The sequence below is a fragment of the Furfurilactobacillus rossiae DSM 15814 genome, from assembly GCF_000428925.1.
Taxonomy (GTDB): Bacteria; Bacillota; Bacilli; order Lactobacillales; family Lactobacillaceae; genus Furfurilactobacillus; species Furfurilactobacillus rossiae.
Map to the genome: position 1 here is coordinate 117,315 of NZ_AUAW01000006.1, position 21,159 is coordinate 138,473.

The window sequence follows — 21,159 nt, forward strand, 5'->3', positions numbered from 1 at the left end:
ATGCAAAAATTTGATCGGCACCGTCGTTTAAGAAGTAGCGCAGCAATGCGGGATTTGGTTCGTGAGTCCCACATTCAAAAAGATGACCTCATCATGCCAGTATTTATTGAAGCTGGATTAAAAGGGAAAACTGAAATTTCATCAATGCCAGGCGTTTATCACTTTGGCTTGGACACAATCATGACAGAAATCAAATCTATTGTGGACTTGGGCATTAAAGCCATCATTTTATTTGGTTTGCCAGACCATAAGGATGAAGTTGGTACCGGTGCTTGGGAACATGATGGCATTGTCCAAGAGGCAACCCGACTCATTAAGAAAAGTTATCCAGATTTAATTGTCATCGCAGATACTTGTTTGTGTGAATATACGTCTACTGGACATTGTGGCATTGTCAAAGATGGTGTCGTATTGAATGACGAGTCACTTGAGTACATTACTAAAACGGCGGTCAGCCAGGTCGAGGCCGGTGCTGACATTATTGCACCATCAAACGCCATGGATGGTTATGTTGCGGCAATTCGTGAAGGCTTAGATAACGCCGGCTACAAGAATACGCCAATCATGTCATACGCTGTTAAATACGCTTCATCATTTTACGGTCCATTCCGTGAGGCCGCTGATAGCGCGCCTGCCTTTGGTGATCGTAAGACTTATCAAATGGACCCAGCTAACCGCTTAGATGCCTTACGTGAAGTTGAAAGTGACGAAAAAGAAGGCGCAGATTTCGTCATGGTAAAGCCGTCAATGGCATTTTTGGATGTTATGCGTGAGGTTCGTGATCACACCATCTTGCCACTGGTTGCTTACAATGTTTCCGGTGAATACGCCATGGTTAAGGCCGCAGCAGCAAATGGCTGGATCGATGAAGATAAAATCGTGAATGAAATTTTGGTTGGCATGAAACGTGCCGGTGCCGACTTAATCATTACTTACTTTGCTAAGGATGTTGCTGCAAAACTATAGTGCTTGCGGTTGTCAAAATTGAATGCCGCCCTTCAGCTCACATAGTAGTTACATGCAAAGCACAGGCTAACTAATATTACGCTAGCAAAAACTATTAATGCTCTACTGACAAGTACCGACCGTTTCCAATCACTTTATAGGTAAGTGGAGTCGACCGGCAACAGAGTTCCGTGTCGACAGTACTTAATGGCAGGGGCTTAGCCATTTAGTACTGTGGGACGAGCTTTGAAACCTGTACTTTGGGTTCAAAGTCGAGTTTGAAGACCGCGGTTTTAAGCGGGCTGAAACGGTCCCCATGGAATGGCGTTGCTGGTCGGCGTAACGGTTAATGATTAGATTGAATGTTGATCACAGTTACAACGGCACTGTCAGATGTTTTTTAGTTAAATAAATTGAATGGTAGGAGTGACAGTATGAAAGATTATACAAAATCAAAGGCCGCGTTTGTTGAAGCCTCAAAAATCATGCCCGGTGGTGTAAACAGTCCGGTTCGTGCGTTTAAAAACGTTGGTGGGGACCCATTATTTATCGATCACGCAAAAGGCGACCATATTTATGATATCGATGGTAATAAATACATCGATTATGTTCTATCCTGGGGACCACTTATTTTAGGCCATGCAGAAGATAACGTTGTGTCGGCTTTACAAAAAGCAGTTGAAAAAGGCACTAGTTATGGCGCACCAACCCCGCTGGAAACGACGTTGGCTGAAATGGTCCAAAAGCTGGTTCCATCCATGGAAATGATGCGGATGGTTTCGTCTGGGACTGAAGCGACAATGAGTGCCATTCGTTTAGCACGTGGCTGGACTGGGCGCGATAAGATTGTGAAGTTTATTGGGAACTATCATGGGCACAGTGACTCACTGTTAGTTGATGCAGGTTCTGGCATGGCCACGTTTGGTATTAACACATCGCCTGGTGTACCAGATCCATTGGCCTATGACACATTAACTGTTGCTTATAATGACACAGCCGCAATTAAAAAATTGTTTGCTGAGCAGGGTGATGAAATCGCCTGTGTCATTGTTGAACCAGTAGCTGGTAACATGGGTGTTATTCCAGGTACCAAAGAGTTTCTAACAGCCTTGCGCGACATCACTAAAGCACATGGTTCATTGTTGATTTTTGATGAGGTTATGACAGGATTCCGAGCTGGTCTACATGGTGTACAAGGGTTGACAGGAATTACACCAGACCTGACGACGTTAGGTAAGGTTGTCGGTGGTGGGCTACCAGTTGGTGTGTTTGGCGGCCGTAAGGACATCATGTCTGATATCACACCAGCTGGTAAAGTTTATCATGCCGGTACATTGTCAGGTAATCCGCTGGCAATGACAGCAGGAATTGCAACACTGTCGCAACTTAATGAAGAAATGTACACGGCAATGGACGCCAAAGTGACACATATGTTAGAAGGGTTCAAGAGGAGTGCTGATGCACACAAGGTGCCATTGGTCGTTCATCATGTTGGGACAATGTGGAGCTACTTCTTTAACGAAGGACCAGTCAATAATTTTGATGATGTTCAAAAGAGCGACGTGAAGTTCTTTGCGAAGTTCTTTAAGCAGTTGCTTCAAAATGGTATTTACACGGCACCTTCCCAATATGAGACAAACTTCTTGTCTGTCAAACATACTGATGAAGATATCGACACAACCATTGCTGCATTTGATGACGCTTTGACAAAGACGCTCAAGGCGTAGTAGTGGAGATGACAGTGATGCGACAATTTCGCGATCTTACGCTGTTACCAATAAGTGAGACCCAAACGCTGGTTATTGCGTGTGATAGCAGTGCCGCCATTGGCGAGAAAAAAGCAGACATGGTGAGCCTAGCAACGGCAACTATGGCTGCTTATTCTTTACGGGTACCATTGCTTGAAACACTTTGTATCGGTGCGTCACCACTGGCAGTTATTGATACGGTAGGAAACGAAATGCAACCAACCGGTCATAATATGATTGCTGGGATTAAGGCAGAGCTGATTAAAGCGGGTTATCCCAATTTACCTATTAACGGTAGCACTGAAGAAAATATGGTTACCGTAACGACTTCGATTGGGGTCACGGTTATTGCCATGGCGCCGTCGTCATCTTTAATTGGTTTAGCAAGTTCGACAGACTTGATTGTTTATCAATTAGGCAGACCGTATTCGGGTGAAACGCTAAAAACGCACAATGATGACGTGTTTGGCTATGGCGTTATTAGGCATTTGCGTCAATTGCCAATGGTGCAGGATATATTACCCGTGGGTTCAAAAGGAATTCTGTATGAATTATCAGAAATGGCACGTACAAACCAGTGTGCCTTGACAGCACCGCTTGTTGATTTCGAATCGGATGAAATGCATCGAACAGCGGGGCCGTCAACAGTAGCACTAATTGGTGTGACAGTTGATCAGCAGAGTGTTTTTGATCAATTAATTAGTAGTGATCATGCATTTAAGTCGATAAAAAAGATCGCAATTCTAAGGAAGTAGGCAGTAGAGATGGCACAGCTAACAATGGTCACGGGTGGTTCGAAAAGTGGTAAGTCCGTTTATGCAGAGCAACAACTCGATCCAAATCAGCATATTTGCTATATTGCAACTGGCGTGATGTTTCAAGATGATGTTGAAATGGCTCGTCGGATTAAGCATCATCAGGAACGGCGTTCAAGCCAGTGGACAACTCGTGAGCAGTATGAACATGTCGACCAGTTGTTTGGCGACTCACATCTTGATGGGTACCTGTTGGATGATGCAACGATGCTCACAACCAATTTATTCTTTAAAAAGGTTGGGGAACGGGCAGCCGAGTTACACGAAGAAGACTGGGATAAAGTAATCAATGTGCTGTCTACGAACGAGGTTGAGAATCTAGATAAACAAATTACGGCAGAATGGAAACGAATTTTGGTAGCCATTGAGCAGGCAGCCGGACAAGTTTTTATTGTGACTAATGAAGTTGGTTTAGGATTAGTGCCGGCAACTAAAGAAGGGCGGATTCTGCGTGATTTATACGGTGAAATTAATCAGCTTATTGCCGCATTCGCCGCTCATGTTGTTTTTGTTGTCAGTGGCATTCCAGTTTCAGTTAAATAAGAGAGGTCAATGATGTTTGGTGCGATAATTCTGTTTACCCAATTTTTTACACGCATTACAGTGCCAGTTGCGATTCCTAATCCAATGGCAAAATTTAATCATAGTGTGCAATATTTGACGGTTTTTGGTCTACTGCTAGGTTTACTTGAAGGTGCCATTTACTTTGGATTGACATTTATTCTGCCTTCATCATTCGCTTGGATTTTAGCAATTTTAGCCGATGCATTGCTTACCGGTGGCTTTCACCTAGATGCATTTGCGGACACAGCCGATGCAATATTTTCATCAAGAACACCAGACAAAATGCGTGCCATCATGAAAGACAGTCGTCTAGGCACAATGGGTGTTTTGGCATTAATTACATATTATGCCGTAATGCTAAATAGTATTGCAGTCCTAGGCAAGACGTTAAATCACTGGCAACTAGCCGGCCTGATTGTTCTACTCACCACTACTGCAAAGGCTGGTCTGACAATTTTAACCTGGCACATGCATTACGCAGGTGAACAGGGTGGTCTGGCTGAGATGTGGCAAGGGGTCAAAACTTGGCAGATTGTGATCGGCGAAGTCATTTATTTGATCCTGAGTGTATTTCTGGCCGGTATCAGTGGGTTTATCAGTGCAGTTATTGTTCTAGTGTTGGCTTGGCCGTATCGTCAGCACTTTGTTCATTTATTTGGCGGCCTAACGGGTGACACGATTGGTGCATTTACATGTGTGGCACAATTGGTTTTTCTTTTAAGTGAAATGATTTTAAATTATACCGGGTTGGTGAGTCACCTATGAAATTATTGCTGGCAAGACACGGTGAAACGTTGCTGAATGCTGAGCACAAGTTTTATGGATCGTTGGATGTTGCTTTGGATGCAGTGGGCAAAAAACAGGCTGAACAATTGGCCCAAAAAATAATGACTGTACCGCTGACCAAAATTGTGTCTAGTGGTCTCAAACGTTCCCGTCAAACAGCAACCGTGATTTCCGAACTTAGCCGACTGGCATTGTCTGTAGATCAACGCTTTAACGAAAAAGGGTGCGGGCAATGGGAAGGCCTTAATGCTGATGAAATTCAAGCGAGGGATCCAGTGTTCTGGCAACGATGGTTGGATGATCCGCTTAATGTGACACCACCGGATGCGGAGTCGTTTGCAGTCTTTAGATTGCGAGTGACAAACGCAATAACATCTTTACTGAATCAGGCGCAGAACAGTGACTCGATTATGGTTGTGTCTCACCAGGGAGTCGCTAGATTAATCAATCAAATTCTGATTCCTGTCGATGATTATTGGACACCAGATTTCAGGGCCGGATCTTATACAGAATATGATTTGAAACAGGGCAAGGTAGTAAACGTTCAACGCAATTTGTAGGAGTAATTATGGCGACATTAATTTTGTATCCAAAATCAAAAATTGAATCAGGATTTGTCAGTGAGTTGGAGGCAGTTACTAAACCAGAGTATCTGCCATTACGACATTTGGAGGCACGTCATTTATCTTCTGATGATCTTAACAAGATTCGTGACGCAAAAGTAATCGTTATTAGCAGTTGGTATGCGCTCAACGTCTATAAAGAGAGGTTGCAAAAGCTGATTAATCCAATGGATATTTGTGTCTTGAGCCGCAAAATGGCCGTTAATCTGCGTCAGCATCTATCAGAAAATAATCCAGTTAACATTCGGTATGCTAAGGAGGAAAATCAGCAAGGTTTGACCGCATTGTGTAGAACTTATCATTCAACCGATTCATTAGTGTGGTTAATAGGCAATCTAACGAATTTCAAACGTCAATTAAATGTAAATGAAAGTACACTGATTGTTTATGTTAACCGATGGTCGACTGAGGATCAGAAAAGAGCAGAAATGATTATCGCAACAGATCATTTTGAATCAGTATTAGTGACAAGTCCGTCTGCCTATAGTCGATTAAAAACGCTAATCGCCACTTCACCACAATCATTTAAAAACGCAAAATATTATGCATTAGGTCAAAAAACGGCATCTGTTATCCGTAAAGATACAGCAAACGTTTGGATGCCGACGACTAGAAATGCTGTTCTGGCACGTGCGGTAAACCAAATTATTCAGGATACTCAGCAAACACAAAAATAGTTAACAAAGTCGTCAAATAATTGAAAGTAGTTAACAACATGTTACTCATTATCACTGTTATTCTAATTGTAGAGGTGAATCTAGGATGAAGAGTGTCGTTTGTATTAACGGTGGTACAGCAACTGATTCATATAATAAGTTGCTGACCCGTTATATTGCGTCTCGTTATAGCACGACCATTGAGTGGTCGGAGCCGGACATTATGGCGTTACCTTTGATCTTGGCTAATGGCGATAATAATCAGAGTGTTGCGGTGACTGATTTTTTGAAAACGGTTGCGAGTGCTGACGCAGTTGTTATTGCTACGCCTGAGTATAATAATGCGACGACTGCTGGTATTAAAAACGCACTCGATTGGTGCTCGTTTGCGCCTTATCCATTGAGTGATAAACCAACTCTGCTAATGGGAGCTTCAACGGGAACGTTGGGGACGGTTCGCGCTCAACAAAATGTTCGTGAAATTCTACAATCAGCAATGCTAAGCCCTCGTTTGGTAAATCCACCGGAAATACTACTGGGGCATGCCAATACCAAGTTTGATGATCAAGGTAATCTGATGGATCATCAAACATTGAGCTTGATTGATGAAGCAATGCATAAACTAATTCAAATGATTGAAGTGTGAAAAATGGCAGAACAAAAAGCAGTTAAACGAATCATTCAGGAATATGTACCCGGAAAACAGATCACTTTGACCCACATTATTGCCAGCCCAACAGATGATGTTTACGTCAAATTAGGGATTGATAACACACACGATAGTATTGGCATCCTAACTGTCACACCTGCTGAAGCGGCGATCATTGCAGGGGATATGGCGATTAAATCTGGCGGTGTGGAAATTGGCTTTTTGGATCGTTTTAGTGGAACAGTCATCTTCCATGGTCAAAGTTCTGCATTACAGGCTGCGTTTGAACAAGTCGAACATAAAATGACAGAATTGCTACATTTTTCCGTGGGCAAGATTACGCAAAACTAGACAATATATTGCTATTGTATAATGCCAAATAGTTCACACTTTAACTGTCAAAAAAATATTATTTTAAATCAAAAAAGGATCTTTCAACAGTGAAAGGTCCTTTTTATTTCTTGATAAATACTGCGCTATTCTGCCGTATCAGTCTAAGCGTAAGCACTGAGCATGTTCAATAATTAGTCCAATTCAGCAACATGATCCGGTACGCTGACCTGAAACGCCGTTCCATGGGACCGGTCTTAGCCTGCTTTGCAGTCTTCGACCTCGACTTTGAACCCATAAACCAGGTTTCAAAGCTCGTCCTGCAATACTAAGTGGGCTAAAAACACCCACCAAGTATTGCTATCACGGAACTATGTTTCAGGTCAGCTTCACTTATCCACAAAGGATTAGTAAATTATTGAACGGATTTTCTGAACTCGGATGGGGTTGTATTTGTGTACTTTTTGAATGTCTTACTGAAATAACTAGTTTGAGAAAAGCCAAGCCGTTGCGATATTTGCTTGACCGGCGTAGTCGTATCTTGCAACAAAACCATGGCACGTTTGATCTTTTTGGCGGCCAAATAGTCAGAAAAATTCATATGTGTTGATTTTTTGAACAACTTTGAAAAGTAAAAACTCGACAGATAGACGCGTTGTGCAACTTCTTCTAATGAAATGTTTTGATTTAAATGCTGTTCGATGTAAATTAATGCGTCATTTATTTCTTTATTTTTCGTTTTAATGTTGTTAATTCTGTTTAATGAATCAGCTAACGCTTCTTGTTTTTGAGGCTTGACGACGTTAATAACAGGGACTTTAGGTTTAACTTCGGCACTCTGAACAACGTCTGCGTTGATCATATATCGATCAATCTCACGTTGCACAATCAACCGTAATAATGTAACCGAGGCCTGAGAACGTTCACCTTCTGCGTTGCCGGCGGGGCCAAAGTTGGGCCGGGCGTTTTGTTGGGCAGCCGGATAGCCACAACAAACAAAACCGATAGCTTGTTTGTCATACATGATCGAGAGACGACTGACTGAGAAGTGTTCGTCAATATGAACGGCTTTATTTTGTGGCACATCATTACAGGTTGCTTCATCACCCTTAAAGGTAGAAAAAAGCGAAAAACCATGCAGATTTGTTAAAGCATTCCCTTGTAAATCCGTTACGGTGGCGATGCTGCCGGTTGCCTGTGAAAAATTGGCCAGTAACTTATTAAGCTGATGCGTTCGATCAGCAGTTAATACTTGTGCAAGAAAGTTATTCATATATATCCGCCCTACTTTTTATCTCTTGTCAAATAAGTGAAACGTGCAAATTCCATAAATTTGGTGCATGGGCAGTTACAGCTTTGTAAATAGTTGAACAATGATAATCAGTTTTTGTGTAAGGGATTTCATTGCTGCTACTGTGCTGTTCTTGTTGCCACACTGATTATATCAAGGAATTTAATGCTTCACCATGTGTGATTTTTTAGACATGGCATTAAAGTATAACAAATCTTCGTTACTGTAAATGTGTACCAAGTAACCATATTACATGCGTGATTCGCATGAAGGAGGAAACATTTATGGACAGAGAAGCACTTGGTTTAATCGAAACGCGTGGTTTAATCGCGTCGATTGAAGCGGCTGACGCCATGGTTAAAGCTGCCAACGTAAAACTCGTTGGACAGGAAAAAATCGGTAAAGGATTGATCACGGTGATGGTTCGTGGTGATGTTGGCGCGGTTAAAGCGGCTGTTGATGCAGGTGTTGCAGCGGCAGAAGACATCGGTGAAGTTGTTTCGAATTATGTTATTCCACGGCCTCATCAAGATGTTGAAACTTTGTTGCCACAATCAAATAAATAGGTGGGTGAATAAGTTATGGCTGATACTGATGAATTAGTCAATCAGGTAATGGGAAAGTTGCTCAACAAGGCCAATGCTGGCACAACTGTTGACACGAAACCAACACAATCAGGATTGACTGAATTTGTAGGTACTGCCCCAGTCGGTGACACGATTGGGATGGTAATTGCAAACGTTGATAGTGGTTTGTCCGAAAACCTTCATTTACAAAAGCAATTCCGTTCACTCGGAATTCTTTCGGCACGTACCGGTGGTGGTCCACAGATCATGTCTATGGATGAAGCCGTTAAGGCAACCAATACGCAAGTAGTAAGCATTCAAATGCCTCGTGATACAAAGGGCGGTGCTGGACACGGGTCTTTGATTATTGTCGGTGGTGACGATGTTTCTGATGTTCGTCGTGCGATTGAAGTGGCTTTGGCTGCTGTTCCAACTCACTTCGGAGATGTTTACAACAGCCCAGCAGGACACTTGGAATTACAATACACCGCTCGGGCTAGTGAAGCAGCTCACTTCGCATTTAATGCACCAATTGGTAAGGCGTACGGCTTGATTGCCGGTGCTCCAGCCGGAATTGGTGTCGTGATGGGTGATACTGCTTTGAAGGCAGCTAATGTCGATGTGCTTTCATTCGCGTCACCTGCGTATGGAACAAGTTTTTCAAACGAAGGGATTCTGCATATCTCTGGTGATTCTGGAGCAGTCCGTCAAGCAGTTATTGCAGCCCGTGAAGTGGGCTTGGATCTGCTGGGAACACTTGCTGGGAAACCAAAGAATGACTTTCCTTCATACATTTAGGTGAGAGGAGATACACCAATGAAGCGTCAAAAAAGGTTTGAAGCTTTGGAAAAGCGTCCAATTCACTTGGACGGATTTGTTAAGGAATGGCCTGAAGAAGGATTCGTTGCCCTTGAAGGACCTAACGATCCAAAGCCAAGCATTAAAATTGAAAATGGTGTTGTAACTGAACTGGACAGCAAAAAACGTGAAGACTTTGATCTGATCGATATGTATATTGCTGACCACGGGATTGACAAGAGCAATGCTGAACATGTTATGAGTATGGATTCTAACAAGTTGGCAAATATGCTTTGTGATCCTAACGTTCCTCGTGAGAAAATCATTCCTCTGACAACTGGGATGACTCCAGCAAAAGCAGTGGATGTCATCAGCAAAATGAACTTTGTTGAAATGATGATGGCTACACAGAAGATGCGCCCACGTCGGACACCCGCAACGCAGTGTCACGTAACCAACTTGCGTGATGATCCTGTACAAATTGCAGCTGATGCAGCTGATGCAGCTTTACGTGGATTCCCAGAACAAGAAACTACGACAGCTGTTGCGCGTTATGCACCGCTAAACGCGATTTCAATTATGATTGGTGCTCAGACGGGACGTCCCGGTGTACTGACACAATGTTCTGTTGAAGAAGCTTTGGAATTAAGTTTGGGAATGCGTGGGTTTACTGCATACGCTGAAACCATTTCCGTTTATGGGACTGAGCAAGTCTTTACTGATGGTGATGATACACCATGGTCAAAGGGTTTCTTGGCATCATGTTATGCGTCACGTGGTTTAAAGATGCGGTTCACTTCGGGTTCTGGCTCAGAAGTTATGATGGGCTATGCCGAAGGAAAATCAATGCTTTATTTGGAAGCACGTTGTATCTATATCACTAAAGCAAGTGGTGTTCAGGGTCTACAAAACGGTGGTGTTAGTTGTATCGGTATCCCAGGGTCAGTACCATCAGGTATTCGTTCAGTATTGGGTGAAAATTTGATCTGCATGATGCTTGACCTCGAATGTGCTTCAGCTAATGACCAAGCATTTTCACACTCTGACATGCGTCGGACTGAACGTTTGCTGGGTCAATTCTTAGCCGGCACAGATTACATCTCATCAGGTTATTCGTCAGTACCTAACTCAGACAACATGTTTGCCGGTTCTAACACGGATGCCATGGACTACGATGACTACTACGTTATGCAACGGGATCTGAAAGTTAATGGTGGGATCGTTCCTGTAAAGGAAGAGGACGTCATTAAAGTTCGTAATAAAGCTGCCCGCGCATTACAAACTGTCTTTGAAGCACTCGGACTGCCAAAGATTACGGATGAAGAAGTTGAAGCCGCAACCTATGCCAACACTTCAGCCGACATGCCTGAACGTAACATGGTTGAAGACATGAAAGCTGCCCAAGACATGATGAACCGTGGCATTACTGGGATCGATATTGTTAAAGGACTTTATAACGGTGGTTTCCGGGACGTTGCCCAAGCCGTGTTGAGTCTGTTACAACAACGTATTGCAGGTGACTTCTTACAAACATCAGCCATCTTTGACAAAGACTGGAATGTTATCTCTGCTGTTAACGATAAGAACGATTATGAAGGACCAGGCACTGGTTACCGGGTTTCCGGTGAAACTTGGGACAAGATTAAGAATATCCCAATGGCAATCGATCCTTCGAACGTTTAATAATCGGCTAACAGAAAGGAGGAAGTCAAAATGGCTGACATAGATGTTGATCTGCTAAGAAAAATTGTTAAAGAAGTAATTTCTGAAACAAGTGCTGCAAATAAGAAAGTTGATTTTTCCAACAATAGCGGGGCAAGTTCGAACACTGCAACTGCTACTGTGACGAATAAAAATCAACCAGAAGCAAAGGATGCACCTTTGCAACTCGATTGGTTCAAACACGAAGGTCCTGCTAAACAGGGTACCGCAGTGGACGAAGTTGTTGTTGCTGTTTTACCAGGTTTTGCTGAACATATGACCGAAAATATTACCGGCGTTTCACACAAAGATATTTTGCGTCAGGTTACCGCCGGAATTGAAGAAGAAGGTCTCCGTGCACGTGTTATCAAAGTTTATCGGACTGCCGATGTTTCATTTGCTGCTGCAGAAGGTGACAAATTATGTGGTTCTGGAATTGCGATTGCCATTCAGTCAAAGGGAACAACTGTTATCCATCAACGTGATGAAGATCCATTAACGAATTTGGAATTATTCCCTCAAGCACCTGTTATTACGCTTGACACTTACCGTGCAATTGGTATTAACGCGGCTAAGTACGCGAAGGGTGAATCACCGACTCCTGTGCCAACGGTCAATGACCAGATGGCGCGAGTTCAATACCAAGCTAAGTCCGCTTTAATGCACATTAAAGAAACAAAGTACGTAGTGCAAGGTAAGGGTCCTGACGAAATTCAGGTAAATTTTGATTAGAAAGGAATTTCATCATGAGTGAAATGGAAGATCTTGTTGCCAAAGTAATGGCAGACATGAAGGATTCCGATACAAAGAGTAAACCAGCTGAAAATCAGACTAGCACTCAAAGTACCGCATCCACTTCAACTGGTAAGGAATTGGGTCGTGACGATTATCCACTTTTCCGTAAGCATCCAGACATGATTAAATCACCAACAGGTAAGAGTGTCAGTGACATTACATTGGATAATGTTATTAATGATAAAATCACGCCTGACGATCTACGAATCACACCGGCAACCTTAAAGGCACAAGGCGAAATCGCCAAAAGTGCAGGTCGTGCGGCTATTAAGAGTAATTTCGATCGGGCCGCTGAATTAACTGCCATTCCTGACAAACGTCTGTTGGAAATGTACGGTTCATTACGTCCATACCGTTCAACTGAACAGGAGTTATTAGACATGGCCGACGAACTTGAAAATAAGTACAACGCCAAAATCACTGCCGATTGGGTTCGTGAGGCTGCTAAGAATTACAAGATTCGTAAGAAGTTGAAGGGCGACAATTAGTGGAGGCAATTTATGGTGCAAAAGGTTATTGGCGTTGATATAGGTAACTCTTCCACCGAAGTTGCGTTAGCTAACGTTGCTAGTGATGGCACCGTTGATTTTATCAACTCCGATATCACGGCAACAACCGGGATTAAAGGCACCAAACGAAATCTGATTGGGATTCGTACCGCTATTAACGGCGTGCTGCATAAAAGTGGCCTTGAAATTAGCGATATTGATTTAATTAGAATTAACGAAGCCACACCCGTTATTGGTGACGTTGCGATGGAAACCATTACGGAAACTATCATCACAGAATCAACGATGATTGGACATAATCCACGAACGCCTGGTGGTCTTGGGTTGGGAATCGGTCAAACTATCTTGCTAACCGATTTAGCCAACGAGACTGACAAGGCGCAAACGTATATTGTCTTAATTCCAAAAGAAGTTGATTTTGGTGATGCCGCAAAATTACTGAATTTGTATCATGACGCTGGGTTTAAAGTTACTGGTGCCATCTTACAAGGTGACGATGGTGTGCTTGTTGATAATCGTTTGAATTTTAAAATTCCAATTGTTGACGAAGTTTCATTGTTGGACAAGGTGCCGCAACGCATGTTAGCTGCCGTAGAGGTAGCCGATAAGGGCAGTGTCATCAAACAGTTGTCTAACCCATACGGAATTGCGACTGTCTTTAATCTGACACCGGAACAAACCAAAAATGTTGTACCGGTAGCCAGGGCCTTGATTGGTAACCGTTCAGCGGTGGTTATCAAAACGCCAACGGGTGATGTTAAAGCGCGTGTCATTCCGGCTGGATCGATTAAAATCACCGGTGATGGTCATGAAGAAGAAGTTGGCATTTCTGATGGTGCTGAAAAGATTATGAAGACGGTGTCCGACTTCAAGAACATTGATAACGTAACCGGTGAATCAGGAACTAATATCGGCGGCATGCTGGAACGAGTTCGTCAGACGATGGCGGATCTAACAGATAAGCAGATGCAGGATATCTTTATTCAAGATTTGCTTGCCGTGAACACATCAGTACCCAATAACGTTAAAGGTGGTCTGGCAGGCGAATTCTCCATGGAACAAGCGGTCGGAATTGCCTCGATGGTTCGAACAGATCACTTGCAGATGCAGGCGATTGCGGATGCTATCAAAGACGAGTTGGGTGTGGATGTTGAAGTTGGTGGTGCAGAAGCAGAGGCTGCTATCCGTGGTGCGTTGACTACACCAGGGACTCAGGCACCACTGGCCATTCTTGACTTAGGTGCTGGCTCATCAGATGCCTCAATCATTGACAAAAATGGTCATATTGTTGCGATTCACTTAGCTGGTGCTGGTGATATGACAACGATGATTATTAATTCAGAGTTAGGGTTAGATGATCCGTACTTGGCTGAGGATATCAAACGTTATCCGTTAGCGAAGGTTGAAAGTTTGTTCTACATCCGCCATGAGGATGGCAGTGTTCAATTCTTTAAGAAAGCGTTGCCGGGAACTTTGTTTGCTCGAACGGTTGTTGTCAAGCCGGATGGGTATTTACCGGTTCCAGGGGACCTTTCCATTGAACGAATTAAAGCGATTCGACAATCAGCTAAGAAACGAGTCTTCGTAACGAACGCGTTACGCGCACTGGCTAAAGTTAGCCCAACTGGGAACATTCGTGACATTCCGTTTGTTGTCATTGTTGGTGGCTCAGCGTTAGACTTTGAAATTCCTCAGTTGGTTACGGATGCTTTATCCCACTACAACTTGGTTGCTGGACGAGGAAATGTTCGGGCGATTGAAGGACCACGTAATGCGGTCGCAACTGGATTGATCTTGTCTTATGCAAACGAGCTGAAGAAGGGGATGTCGTAATGGCTGCTGAACCTACAATTTTAATTGCCGGTGAAAAAAATGAGGCGATTTTGCCATTGCTTTATGGGATTGAAGAAGAGGAAATTCCGTATACTTTTACGACGGAAGTCTCTTCACCAACCATAATCGGATTGGCACATGAGGCTGCATTAGCATCCCAATTGCGCGTGGGTATCAGTTTTGATAATCGGATGGCTTATTTACACTTCAACAGTTTGGATGAAGATAAACCACTGGCTGAGGTGCCATTAACGGATCAAGAAGATCTGCGAAGACTTGGCGCCAATGCTGCAAGGTTAGTAAAACAGGTACCGTTTAAAAAATTCGAGAAGGGAGGGAAAATCCTATGAGTGATGCTTTAGGAATGGTCGAAGTTGGCGGTTATTCAACAGTCATTAAAGTGGCTGATGTCATGGTTAAGACTGCTAACGTTCACATTGAAAAGGTAGAACGGGCTCGGGGTGCCGGCCAGATGACGGTCTTTGTCACCGGAGATGTTGGTGCTGTTAACGCAGCGGTTGCCGCTGGTGAAAGCATGGCAAATGAAGTTGATCACTTTGTTGCAAAACAAGTGATTGCACGTCCTGCAGAAGGGTTAACGCCACTTGTTGAACGTTCGGTGAATGTTGATCAAATTGCGCCGGAAACAGAACCAGACTCAGTTGCGGCTAAGCCAGCCAGTGCTAAGTCAGCCACGCCGGCTACTGCTACATCAGCTACTTCTGCAGCAACGAGTCAAGCTACTAGTCAGTCAGGGGCTGCTAAGAAACCAACGTCTTCAAGTCGTCGGGGACCAAGAAGTGCTGGCCGCAAGAAGTAATTTTAAAAATGTAAGCGCATTTAAAAGGCCTTTAAAAATTAGGAGGAAATTATTATGAACAACGCTTTAGGAATGATCGAAACAAAGGGTTTAGTTGCCGCTATTGAAGCAGCAGATTCAATGGTTAAAGCAGCCAACGTTGACCTTACTGGTTACGAAAAAATTGGTTCTGGATTAGTTACTGTTATGGTTCGTGGTGATGTTGGTGCCGTTAAAGCAGCCGTTGATGCAGGTACTGCTTCAGCAGAAAATGTTGGTGAAGTTTACGCTTCTTATGTAATTCCTCGTCCACATACAGATGTTGAAAGCATTTTACCTTCAAGCAACAAGTAATAAATTTTAACAACGGGGTAAGTTTATGACTGATAGTGAATTACGTGAATTAGTTAAACAAATTGTTCAAGAAGAAACCCAACCAGGAATTCCGATTGGTGTTTCCAATCACCATGTTCATCTTTCTGAAGAAGACTTTGCACAGTTGTTCCCTGGTCAAAAAATGACCAAGTTTCATAACCTGAAACAACCAGCTGACTTTGCAACGAATCAGAAGGTCACAGTCATCGGGCCTCATGGTCAAATTGACAATGTGCGAGTTTTAGGACCGTGCCGGAAAGAATCACAAGTTGAACTGTCATTAACAGATGGTTTCCAGATTGGTGTCGATTTACCAGTCCGTCTATCCGGTGATTTGGACGGTGCACCAAAGGTTATCTTACAAACAAAGGATGCGCGGATTCCTGTATACGGTGCTATTGCTGCCAAACGTCACATTCACATGAGTCTTGAAGATGGCAAACGTTATGGTGTTAAGTACGGTGATGAAGTGTCTGTTGAAATCACAACAGGATCCCGTCGTTTGGTCTTCAATGACGTCATGGCACGTCCACGCAAAGACTTTGTGCTGGAAATGCATATTGATACCGATGAAGCCAATGCAGCAGGTTTGACTAAGGACACTGTTGCGAGGATCTTACCCAAAAAGTAAGTAAAAAGGGGATCCTGATATGTTTGAAAAACAAACGGCGTTACTGAAAAAGTTTAGCCAATTAGTTGATCAGGAACCTCATGTCAACACTGAGGTCACACCAGATCAACATTTAAGGGTCGGTGTTGACCTTGGAACCTCAACGATTGTGTTCGTTGTATTAAATGAAAATAATGTCCCCATTTATGGTGAATCAATTCGTGATCATGCTGTTCGGGATGGTATTGTGGTCAATTATCGTGAGGCAGTAGATATTGTGACTCACATGCGTGAACGTGCACAATCACAGTTGAACGTAACGTTAAAATCCGCTGCTGGTGCTATCCCTCCAGGTGTAAGCGCAGCTAATAGCAAGGCGGTTGCAAACGTTATTGAGGACAGTGGGATGCATTGCAGTGATGTTGTTGATGAACCCACGGCCGCGGCAACGATGTTAGGCATTACCGATGGCACTATTGTGGATGTTGGCGGTGGTACGACTGGCATTAGTTTATTTCAAGATGGACACCTGTTACGCGTGGGTGACGAGCCAACTGGTGGTTATCACATGACCCTAGTCTTAGCAGGTAATCGTCAGTTGGATCATGATGCAGCCGAACAATTAAAAAGAGACCCGACTCAACAGAACAATGTCTTTATGGTTGTTAAACCGGTCGTGGAGAACATGGCACACATTACCGATCGGGTGACTAATCATCACTTAGTCCAGCCAGTCGTGGTTGTTGGCGGTGCGACAAACTTTGACGCATTCGCTAGCACATTTTCAAAACAACTTGGTGTGCCAGTGATGGGGATGCCTAATCCCGACTTTGTAACTCCCATTGGCATTGCAATGAGTGACAAGGGGGCGGCCAGTGATGGGTGACATTAGTGAAATTGTTCGTTTAGTTCAACAAAAAATTGAACGACGCGAACAAACAACAACCCGCGTTTCTGTTCACGATACAGATCAACTGACGGAAAAGACCGCTTTAGGAGCCCGAAAAATCATTATCACTGATATTTATCCAACTGATTTGGCACTGCTACTATCTTTATCGCAGACAGCCCCGTTGGTTAAATTCATTCAACTTGCACAAGCTGATGGTGATGAAGTACGGTTACAAATCGCGTTCACCAATGTGAATTTCATCCCTTGGTCATTGTTGGTTGACTGGTCACTTAATTTTTCTCTGGCGGATGAACGTCAATTACATGTCAGTAAATCACACATGATTTCACGACGGGATGTTGTTAATTTGACTAAACAAAGTGTGTTTATTAAACGAAATGATCAGCAAATGACTGCGAGTGCACAGGAATATCTTCGCGATCAACAAATTGAGATATTAGAAAGGACGGATCAATTATGTATATGGCAAAAGTAGTTGGAAGTGTTGTTGCCACACAGAAAGATGATTCGTTAATTGGTCGCAAGCTAATGATCGTTCAACCAATTGACAGTGATCGTAAACCTATTCGGACGGAAGAGGTTGCTGCAGATACAGTTGGTGCCGGTGTTGGCGAGTTAGTTCTGTTAGTCCGCGGTGCAGGTGCTCGAAAAACACAGCGTGAAGGGGTCCGTAACAAGGATGTCGTTGATTCAGCAATTGTGGGCATTATTGATCGATTCGACAAGTGAGGTGACACGAGGTGGCCATTTATACAAAAACCGGTGATAAAGGGACAACATCTCTTTTCACGGGTGAACGTGTTAAAAAATACAATACGCGGGTTGAAACATATGGCACGTTTGATGAGTGCAATGCGCAAATCAGCGTTGCAGAAAAGTACTGTCTGCGTGAGGAAAACCGTGAGTTATTGCGGTGGGTTCAAAACCGGATGTTTATTCTAGACGGTGAAATTGCTTCATCGGATCCAGATAAGTTTTATGGCAAGAGCGATCGAATTGAAGAACCTGACGTCAAGAAAATGGAAGATGTCATCGATAAGTACATTGCCAAATTACCTGAATTACATGAATTTATTTTACCGGGATCAAGTTTAGCGGGTGCACATTTACATTTAGCTAGAACGGTATGTCGGCGTGCAGAGCGTTTACTGACAAAAATCAGTGAGGACATCACCTTCCGACCACAAGTGCTCCAATATGCTAACCGCTTGTCAGACTTTTTGTACATTCTGGCACGCGACGAAGATGAAGCGGATCGTCAAAAGAAGATTTGTGATGAAGTCGTTCGTCGCTACCAACAAGCAGTATCAAAACACTAACTGAATATTGAAACTAGAGACATTGTTTGTTGCTGGTAATAGTAGCCAAATGACGCTTACGGTTGTCAAATATGAACGCCGCCGTGGGACCGGTTTAAGCCTCCTGAAATCCGGAGTCTTTCACCTCGCCGCCAAGCCTCCTGAAAATCGGAGTCTTTGCGACCGTCCGTGTTGTAACTCTGGCACAAATCGCCGAACCAACAACACTTTCACGACTTACATTCATATTTGACGCCCTCCAGCTCATATTGCATTTTCAATAATTTATTGATTGAGACTGCAACATTATTTTCAGTAGCTATTTTAGTTACTTTGTAGGTTAGTGAAGTCGACCAGAAACAGAGTTCAGTGAAAGCATGACTTAGTGAACGGTTTTCGGTCACTTAGTCATGCAGGACGAGCTTTGAAACCTGGGCTACGGGTTCAAAGTCGAGGTCGAAGATCGCAAAGCGAGCTAAGACCGGTCCCATGGAACGGCGTTGCTGGTCGGCGTAACGAACGAACTACTGAATTAGCTTATTAAAGAATTTCAATCTTGTAAGTTAAAAATAAAATATTTAAAAGGAGGTCATCTAAATGGCAGTTGAAAACATTTTGTCCAGCGTTCAGGCAGCATTTAAGAACAAAGATGGTTCCGGCGCATTTACACGGGCCAATTTCCAAAAAGTATTTGATGCCTGTGAAAACAAGGCTAATGAACTTGGTGTTGGCGTATCCATGTGCTTCATGGATGCAGCTGGAAACCCATTGATGCAGTATCACATGACTAATGCTAATTTGGTCAGCATCACACTGGCTCCTAAAAAGGCGTGGTCCGCATTGGCCATGAAACAGCCGACAAAAGAAGTTAGTGATCAAATTCAACCTGGGGCACCATTATATGAAATGGAAACTATGTTGGATGGCAAACTCGTTTCATTCGCTGGTGGAATTCCACTGATTGTCAATGATCAAATTATCGGTGCACTTGGTTGCAGTGGTGGTGCTGTCGAAGAGGATCAGGCAATTTGTGAAGCTGGCGTTAAACAATTTCTAGAAGGGATTAATTAGTTTATGGCAGAACTAGAAGATCAAATTCGCAAAATTATTCAAGATGAACTGAATCAGCAGAGTTCTGGCGATACAACCCCTGCAACTGCCTCAAGCAATGCGGCTGCATCAACTACGGCCACATCAGCACCCTTAACAAGTGGTCAGGGTAAGCTGGGAATTTTCCCAGATGTTGATTCTGCGATTGCCGCTGCCAAGGCAGCAGAAGATCAGTTTGTTGACGCAAGTATTGAAACGAGAACTCAAGTCATCGATGCAATCAAGAAGGGTTTTAAACCATACATCGAACAGATGGCCAAGGCCATTCGTGAAGAAACTGGCATGGGTACGGTCGAAGCAAAAATCGCTAAGTTGAACAATGCTTTGTACAACACACCCGGTCCTGAAATTCTTCAACCAGAAGCCGAAACTGGTGATGGCGGACTAATTATGTACGAATATGCGCCTTACGGTGTTATTGGTGCTGTTGGTCCAAGCACAAATCCATCTGAAACGGTGATTGCCAACGCAATCATGATGTTAGCGGGTGGAAATACGTTATTCTTTGGTGCCCATCCTGGTGCTAAGAACATTACTCGTTGGACAATCGAAAAGTTAAACCAGTTTGTTTACGATGCAACTGGTTGGCAAAACTTGGTTGTTGGGATTGAAAACCCAAGTATTGAAGCCGTACAAAAGATGATGGCACATCCTGACATCGCTTGTTTGGCCGTTACTGGTGGTCCGGCCGTGGTTCATCAAGCCATGACGAGTGGTAAGAAGGCCATTGGTGCCGGTGCTGGTAATCCACCTGCAATGGTTGATGCTACTGCTGATATTAAGTTGGCAGCACATAATATCATTGATTCAGCTTCATTCGATAACGATATTTTATGTACAGCTGAAAAAGAAGTTGTGGTTGAGTCGTCTGTTAAAGATGAACTGATCAAAGACATGCAGGATGAAGGGGCCTTCTTAGTTACTAAGCCTGAAGACATTCAAAAATTAGCTGACATGACGATTCAAGATAATGGTGCTCCCGACAGAAAGTTTGTTGGTAAGGATGCAAATTACATTCTGGCTCAAGCAGGCATCCGTTATGAAGGTCGTCCTAAGGAAATCATTCTTGAAGCAGCTAAAGATCATCCGTTAGTTATGACTGAAAATCTGATGCCTATCTTGCCAATTGTTAACTGCCCAGACTTTGACAGTGTCTTGAAGACTGCGGTTGAAGTTGAACAGGGATTCCATCACACAGCATCAATTCATTCACGTGACCTCATTCATATCAATAAAGCTGCTCATCGAATGAACACATCAATTTTCGTTGTTAACGGTCCGACCTATGCCGGTACTGGTGTTGGCTTCACTGGGGCATCCGCTTTAACGATTGCCACACCAACTGGTGAAGGTACAACAACTGCAAAATCATTTACCCGTCGTCGTCGATTGAATTCGCCTCAGGCATTCTCTTTGCGCAGTTGGAATGATTAGTTGAAAGGGCG

At 43.4% G+C, this 21,159-nt stretch carries 26 protein-coding genes; 25 read left to right on the forward strand and 1 reads right to left on the reverse strand.

The genetic code is table 11. The features are described 5' to 3' along the window. From hemB to G400_RS0105510, 9 genes are all read left to right on the forward strand, one after another. Complete coding sequence (gene hemB / locus G400_RS0105470) at positions 1-966, forward strand: porphobilinogen synthase (protein ID WP_017262902.1); 966 nt, start codon at positions 1-3, stop codon at positions 964-966. Positions 967-1,379: 413 nt separating this feature from the next. Continuing rightward, positions 1,380-2,672 carry a glutamate-1-semialdehyde 2,1-aminomutase gene (gene hemL, locus G400_RS0105475; protein WP_017262903.1) on the forward strand — a complete coding sequence of 431 codons (1,293 nt, stop codon included), beginning with the start codon at positions 1,380-1,382 and terminating at the stop codon, positions 2,670-2,672. Positions 2,673-2,689: 17 nt separating this feature from the next. Further along, positions 2,690-3,448, forward strand: coding sequence for a hypothetical protein (locus tag G400_RS0105480; protein WP_017262904.1), 759 nt, complete (start codon positions 2,690-2,692; stop codon positions 3,446-3,448). Between the two features lie 9 nt (positions 3,449-3,457). Beyond that, positions 3,458-4,051, forward strand: coding sequence for a bifunctional adenosylcobinamide kinase/adenosylcobinamide-phosphate guanylyltransferase (locus G400_RS0105485; protein ID WP_017262905.1), 594 nt, complete (start codon positions 3,458-3,460; stop codon positions 4,049-4,051). Positions 4,052-4,063: 12 nt separating this feature from the next. Beyond that, a complete protein-coding gene (locus tag G400_RS0105490) occupies positions 4,064-4,837 on the forward strand; it encodes an adenosylcobinamide-GDP ribazoletransferase (RefSeq protein WP_017262906.1) in 774 nt (257 codons plus the stop codon). Beyond that, complete coding sequence (locus tag G400_RS0105495) at positions 4,834-5,418, forward strand: histidine phosphatase family protein (protein ID WP_017262907.1); 585 nt, start codon at positions 4,834-4,836, stop codon at positions 5,416-5,418. The genes G400_RS0105490 and G400_RS0105495 overlap by 4 nt, the downstream gene beginning before the upstream one ends. A gap of 8 nt (positions 5,419-5,426) precedes the next feature. Beyond that, the gene (locus tag G400_RS0105500; protein ID WP_017262908.1) at positions 5,427-6,158 is read left to right on the forward strand and encodes a uroporphyrinogen-III synthase; all 732 of its coding nucleotides are present in this window, start codon (positions 5,427-5,429) and stop codon (positions 6,156-6,158) included. Between the two features lie 85 nt (positions 6,159-6,243). Beyond that, positions 6,244-6,783 carry an NADPH-dependent FMN reductase gene (locus G400_RS14565; RefSeq protein ID WP_017262909.1) on the forward strand — a complete coding sequence of 180 codons (540 nt, stop codon included), beginning with the start codon at positions 6,244-6,246 and terminating at the stop codon, positions 6,781-6,783. Between the two features lie 3 nt (positions 6,784-6,786). Continuing rightward, a complete protein-coding gene (locus G400_RS0105510) occupies positions 6,787-7,137 on the forward strand; it encodes a BMC domain-containing protein (RefSeq protein ID WP_017262910.1) in 351 nt (116 codons plus the stop codon). Positions 7,138-7,531: 394 nt separating this feature from the next. Here G400_RS0105510 and G400_RS15680 read toward each other — a convergent pair whose 3' ends face one another. Next, positions 7,532-8,389, reverse strand: a complete 858-nt coding sequence (locus tag G400_RS15680) for a helix-turn-helix domain-containing protein (protein ID WP_017262911.1) — start codon at positions 8,387-8,389, stop codon at positions 7,532-7,534. Between the two features lie 302 nt (positions 8,390-8,691). On the opposite strand from G400_RS15680, the gene G400_RS0105520 reads away from it, so the two are divergent. The 16 genes from G400_RS0105520 (at position 8,692) to G400_RS0105600 (ending at position 21,148) form a co-directional block, all read left to right on the forward strand. Further along, positions 8,692-8,973 (forward strand): BMC domain-containing protein, encoded by a 282-nt coding sequence (locus G400_RS0105520; RefSeq protein WP_017262912.1) that lies wholly within the window; start codon positions 8,692-8,694, stop codon positions 8,971-8,973. A 15-nt stretch (positions 8,974-8,988) separates the two neighbouring features. Beyond that, complete coding sequence (gene pduB / locus G400_RS0105525) at positions 8,989-9,771, forward strand: propanediol utilization microcompartment protein PduB (RefSeq protein WP_017262913.1); 783 nt, start codon at positions 8,989-8,991, stop codon at positions 9,769-9,771. A gap of 18 nt (positions 9,772-9,789) precedes the next feature. Continuing rightward, positions 9,790-11,454 (forward strand): propanediol/glycerol family dehydratase large subunit, encoded by a 1,665-nt coding sequence (locus tag G400_RS0105530; protein ID WP_017262914.1) that lies wholly within the window; start codon positions 9,790-9,792, stop codon positions 11,452-11,454. 30 nt (positions 11,455-11,484) lie between these two features. Continuing rightward, complete coding sequence (locus G400_RS0105535; RefSeq protein ID WP_017262915.1) at positions 11,485-12,204, forward strand: propanediol/glycerol family dehydratase medium subunit; 720 nt, start codon at positions 11,485-11,487, stop codon at positions 12,202-12,204. Between the two features lie 14 nt (positions 12,205-12,218). Next, positions 12,219-12,755 carry a diol dehydratase small subunit gene (locus G400_RS0105540; RefSeq protein ID WP_017262916.1) on the forward strand — a complete coding sequence of 179 codons (537 nt, stop codon included), beginning with the start codon at positions 12,219-12,221 and terminating at the stop codon, positions 12,753-12,755. Between the two features lie 12 nt (positions 12,756-12,767). Then, entirely contained in the window at positions 12,768-14,609 is a 1,842-nt protein-coding gene (locus tag G400_RS0105545) for a diol dehydratase reactivase subunit alpha (RefSeq protein WP_017262917.1), read from the forward strand. Continuing rightward, complete coding sequence (locus G400_RS0105550) at positions 14,609-14,959, forward strand: glycerol dehydratase reactivase beta/small subunit family protein (RefSeq protein WP_017262918.1); 351 nt, start codon at positions 14,609-14,611, stop codon at positions 14,957-14,959. The genes G400_RS0105545 and G400_RS0105550 overlap by 1 nt, the downstream gene beginning before the upstream one ends. After that, entirely contained in the window at positions 14,956-15,429 is a 474-nt protein-coding gene (locus tag G400_RS15685) for a BMC domain-containing protein (RefSeq protein ID WP_017262919.1), read from the forward strand. The genes G400_RS0105550 and G400_RS15685 overlap by 4 nt, the downstream gene beginning before the upstream one ends. A gap of 51 nt (positions 15,430-15,480) precedes the next feature. Next, positions 15,481-15,762: a BMC domain-containing protein gene (locus G400_RS0105560; protein ID WP_272946606.1), complete on the forward strand. Its 282-nt coding sequence runs from the start codon at positions 15,481-15,483 to the stop codon at positions 15,760-15,762. A 25-nt stretch (positions 15,763-15,787) separates the two neighbouring features. After that, the gene (pduL, locus tag G400_RS0105565; RefSeq protein WP_017262921.1) at positions 15,788-16,414 is read left to right on the forward strand and encodes a phosphate propanoyltransferase; all 627 of its coding nucleotides are present in this window, start codon (positions 15,788-15,790) and stop codon (positions 16,412-16,414) included. A 19-nt stretch (positions 16,415-16,433) separates the two neighbouring features. Next, a complete protein-coding gene (eutJ, locus tag G400_RS0105570) occupies positions 16,434-17,279 on the forward strand; it encodes an ethanolamine utilization protein EutJ (protein ID WP_017262922.1) in 846 nt (281 codons plus the stop codon). Then, positions 17,272-17,781: a PduM family microcompartment protein gene (gene pduM, locus G400_RS0105575; RefSeq protein ID WP_017262923.1), complete on the forward strand. Its 510-nt coding sequence runs from the start codon at positions 17,272-17,274 to the stop codon at positions 17,779-17,781. The genes eutJ and pduM overlap by 8 nt, the downstream gene beginning before the upstream one ends. After that, complete coding sequence (locus G400_RS0105580) at positions 17,763-18,035, forward strand: EutN/CcmL family microcompartment protein (RefSeq protein ID WP_017262924.1); 273 nt, start codon at positions 17,763-17,765, stop codon at positions 18,033-18,035. Before pduM ends, G400_RS0105580 begins: the two co-directional genes overlap by 19 nt. An 11-nt stretch (positions 18,036-18,046) precedes the next feature. Beyond that, positions 18,047-18,625, forward strand: a complete 579-nt coding sequence (locus G400_RS0105585; RefSeq protein WP_017262925.1) for a cob(I)yrinic acid a,c-diamide adenosyltransferase — start codon at positions 18,047-18,049, stop codon at positions 18,623-18,625. A 576-nt stretch (positions 18,626-19,201) separates the two neighbouring features. After that, complete coding sequence (locus tag G400_RS0105595; RefSeq protein ID WP_017262927.1) at positions 19,202-19,675, forward strand: GlcG/HbpS family heme-binding protein; 474 nt, start codon at positions 19,202-19,204, stop codon at positions 19,673-19,675. Between the two features lie 3 nt (positions 19,676-19,678). Then, entirely contained in the window at positions 19,679-21,148 is a 1,470-nt protein-coding gene (locus tag G400_RS0105600) for an aldehyde dehydrogenase family protein (RefSeq protein ID WP_017262928.1), read from the forward strand. Positions 21,149-21,159: the final 11 nt, after the last annotated feature.

Excerpts from the sequence above, each read along its gene's own strand:
- hemB (WP_017262902.1), top strand. The coding sequence starts at position 1 with ATGCAAAAATTTGATCGGCACCGTCGTTTAAGAAGTAGCGCAGCAATG.
- hemL (WP_017262903.1), top strand. The coding sequence starts at position 1,380 with ATGAAAGATTATACAAAATCAAAGGCCGCGTTTGTTGAAGCCTCAAAA.
- G400_RS0105480 (WP_017262904.1), top strand. The coding sequence starts at position 2,690 with ATGCGACAATTTCGCGATCTTACGCTGTTACCAATAAGTGAGACCCAA.
- G400_RS0105485 (WP_017262905.1), top strand. The coding sequence starts at position 3,458 with ATGGCACAGCTAACAATGGTCACGGGTGGTTCGAAAAGTGGTAAGTCC.
- G400_RS0105490 (WP_017262906.1), top strand. The coding sequence starts at position 4,064 with ATGTTTGGTGCGATAATTCTGTTTACCCAATTTTTTACACGCATTACA.
- G400_RS0105495 (WP_017262907.1), top strand. The coding sequence starts at position 4,834 with ATGAAATTATTGCTGGCAAGACACGGTGAAACGTTGCTGAATGCTGAG.
- G400_RS0105500 (WP_017262908.1), top strand. The coding sequence starts at position 5,427 with ATGGCGACATTAATTTTGTATCCAAAATCAAAAATTGAATCAGGATTT.
- G400_RS14565 (WP_017262909.1), top strand. The coding sequence starts at position 6,244 with ATGAAGAGTGTCGTTTGTATTAACGGTGGTACAGCAACTGATTCATAT.
- G400_RS0105510 (WP_017262910.1), top strand. The coding sequence starts at position 6,787 with ATGGCAGAACAAAAAGCAGTTAAACGAATCATTCAGGAATATGTACCC.
- G400_RS15680 (WP_017262911.1), bottom strand. The coding sequence starts at position 8,389 with ATGAATAACTTTCTTGCACAAGTATTAACTGCTGATCGAACGCATCAG.
- G400_RS0105520 (WP_017262912.1), top strand. The coding sequence starts at position 8,692 with ATGGACAGAGAAGCACTTGGTTTAATCGAAACGCGTGGTTTAATCGCG.
- pduB (WP_017262913.1), top strand. The coding sequence starts at position 8,989 with ATGGCTGATACTGATGAATTAGTCAATCAGGTAATGGGAAAGTTGCTC.
- G400_RS0105530 (WP_017262914.1), top strand. The coding sequence starts at position 9,790 with ATGAAGCGTCAAAAAAGGTTTGAAGCTTTGGAAAAGCGTCCAATTCAC.
- G400_RS0105535 (WP_017262915.1), top strand. The coding sequence starts at position 11,485 with ATGGCTGACATAGATGTTGATCTGCTAAGAAAAATTGTTAAAGAAGTA.
- G400_RS0105540 (WP_017262916.1), top strand. The coding sequence starts at position 12,219 with ATGAGTGAAATGGAAGATCTTGTTGCCAAAGTAATGGCAGACATGAAG.
- G400_RS0105545 (WP_017262917.1), top strand. The coding sequence starts at position 12,768 with ATGGTGCAAAAGGTTATTGGCGTTGATATAGGTAACTCTTCCACCGAA.
- G400_RS0105550 (WP_017262918.1), top strand. The coding sequence starts at position 14,609 with ATGGCTGCTGAACCTACAATTTTAATTGCCGGTGAAAAAAATGAGGCG.
- G400_RS15685 (WP_017262919.1), top strand. The coding sequence starts at position 14,956 with ATGAGTGATGCTTTAGGAATGGTCGAAGTTGGCGGTTATTCAACAGTC.
- pduL (WP_017262921.1), top strand. The coding sequence starts at position 15,788 with ATGACTGATAGTGAATTACGTGAATTAGTTAAACAAATTGTTCAAGAA.
- eutJ (WP_017262922.1), top strand. The coding sequence starts at position 16,434 with ATGTTTGAAAAACAAACGGCGTTACTGAAAAAGTTTAGCCAATTAGTT.
- pduM (WP_017262923.1), top strand. The coding sequence starts at position 17,272 with ATGGGTGACATTAGTGAAATTGTTCGTTTAGTTCAACAAAAAATTGAA.
- G400_RS0105580 (WP_017262924.1), top strand. The coding sequence starts at position 17,763 with ATGTATATGGCAAAAGTAGTTGGAAGTGTTGTTGCCACACAGAAAGAT.
- G400_RS0105595 (WP_017262927.1), top strand. The coding sequence starts at position 19,202 with ATGGCAGTTGAAAACATTTTGTCCAGCGTTCAGGCAGCATTTAAGAAC.
- G400_RS0105600 (WP_017262928.1), top strand. The coding sequence starts at position 19,679 with ATGGCAGAACTAGAAGATCAAATTCGCAAAATTATTCAAGATGAACTG.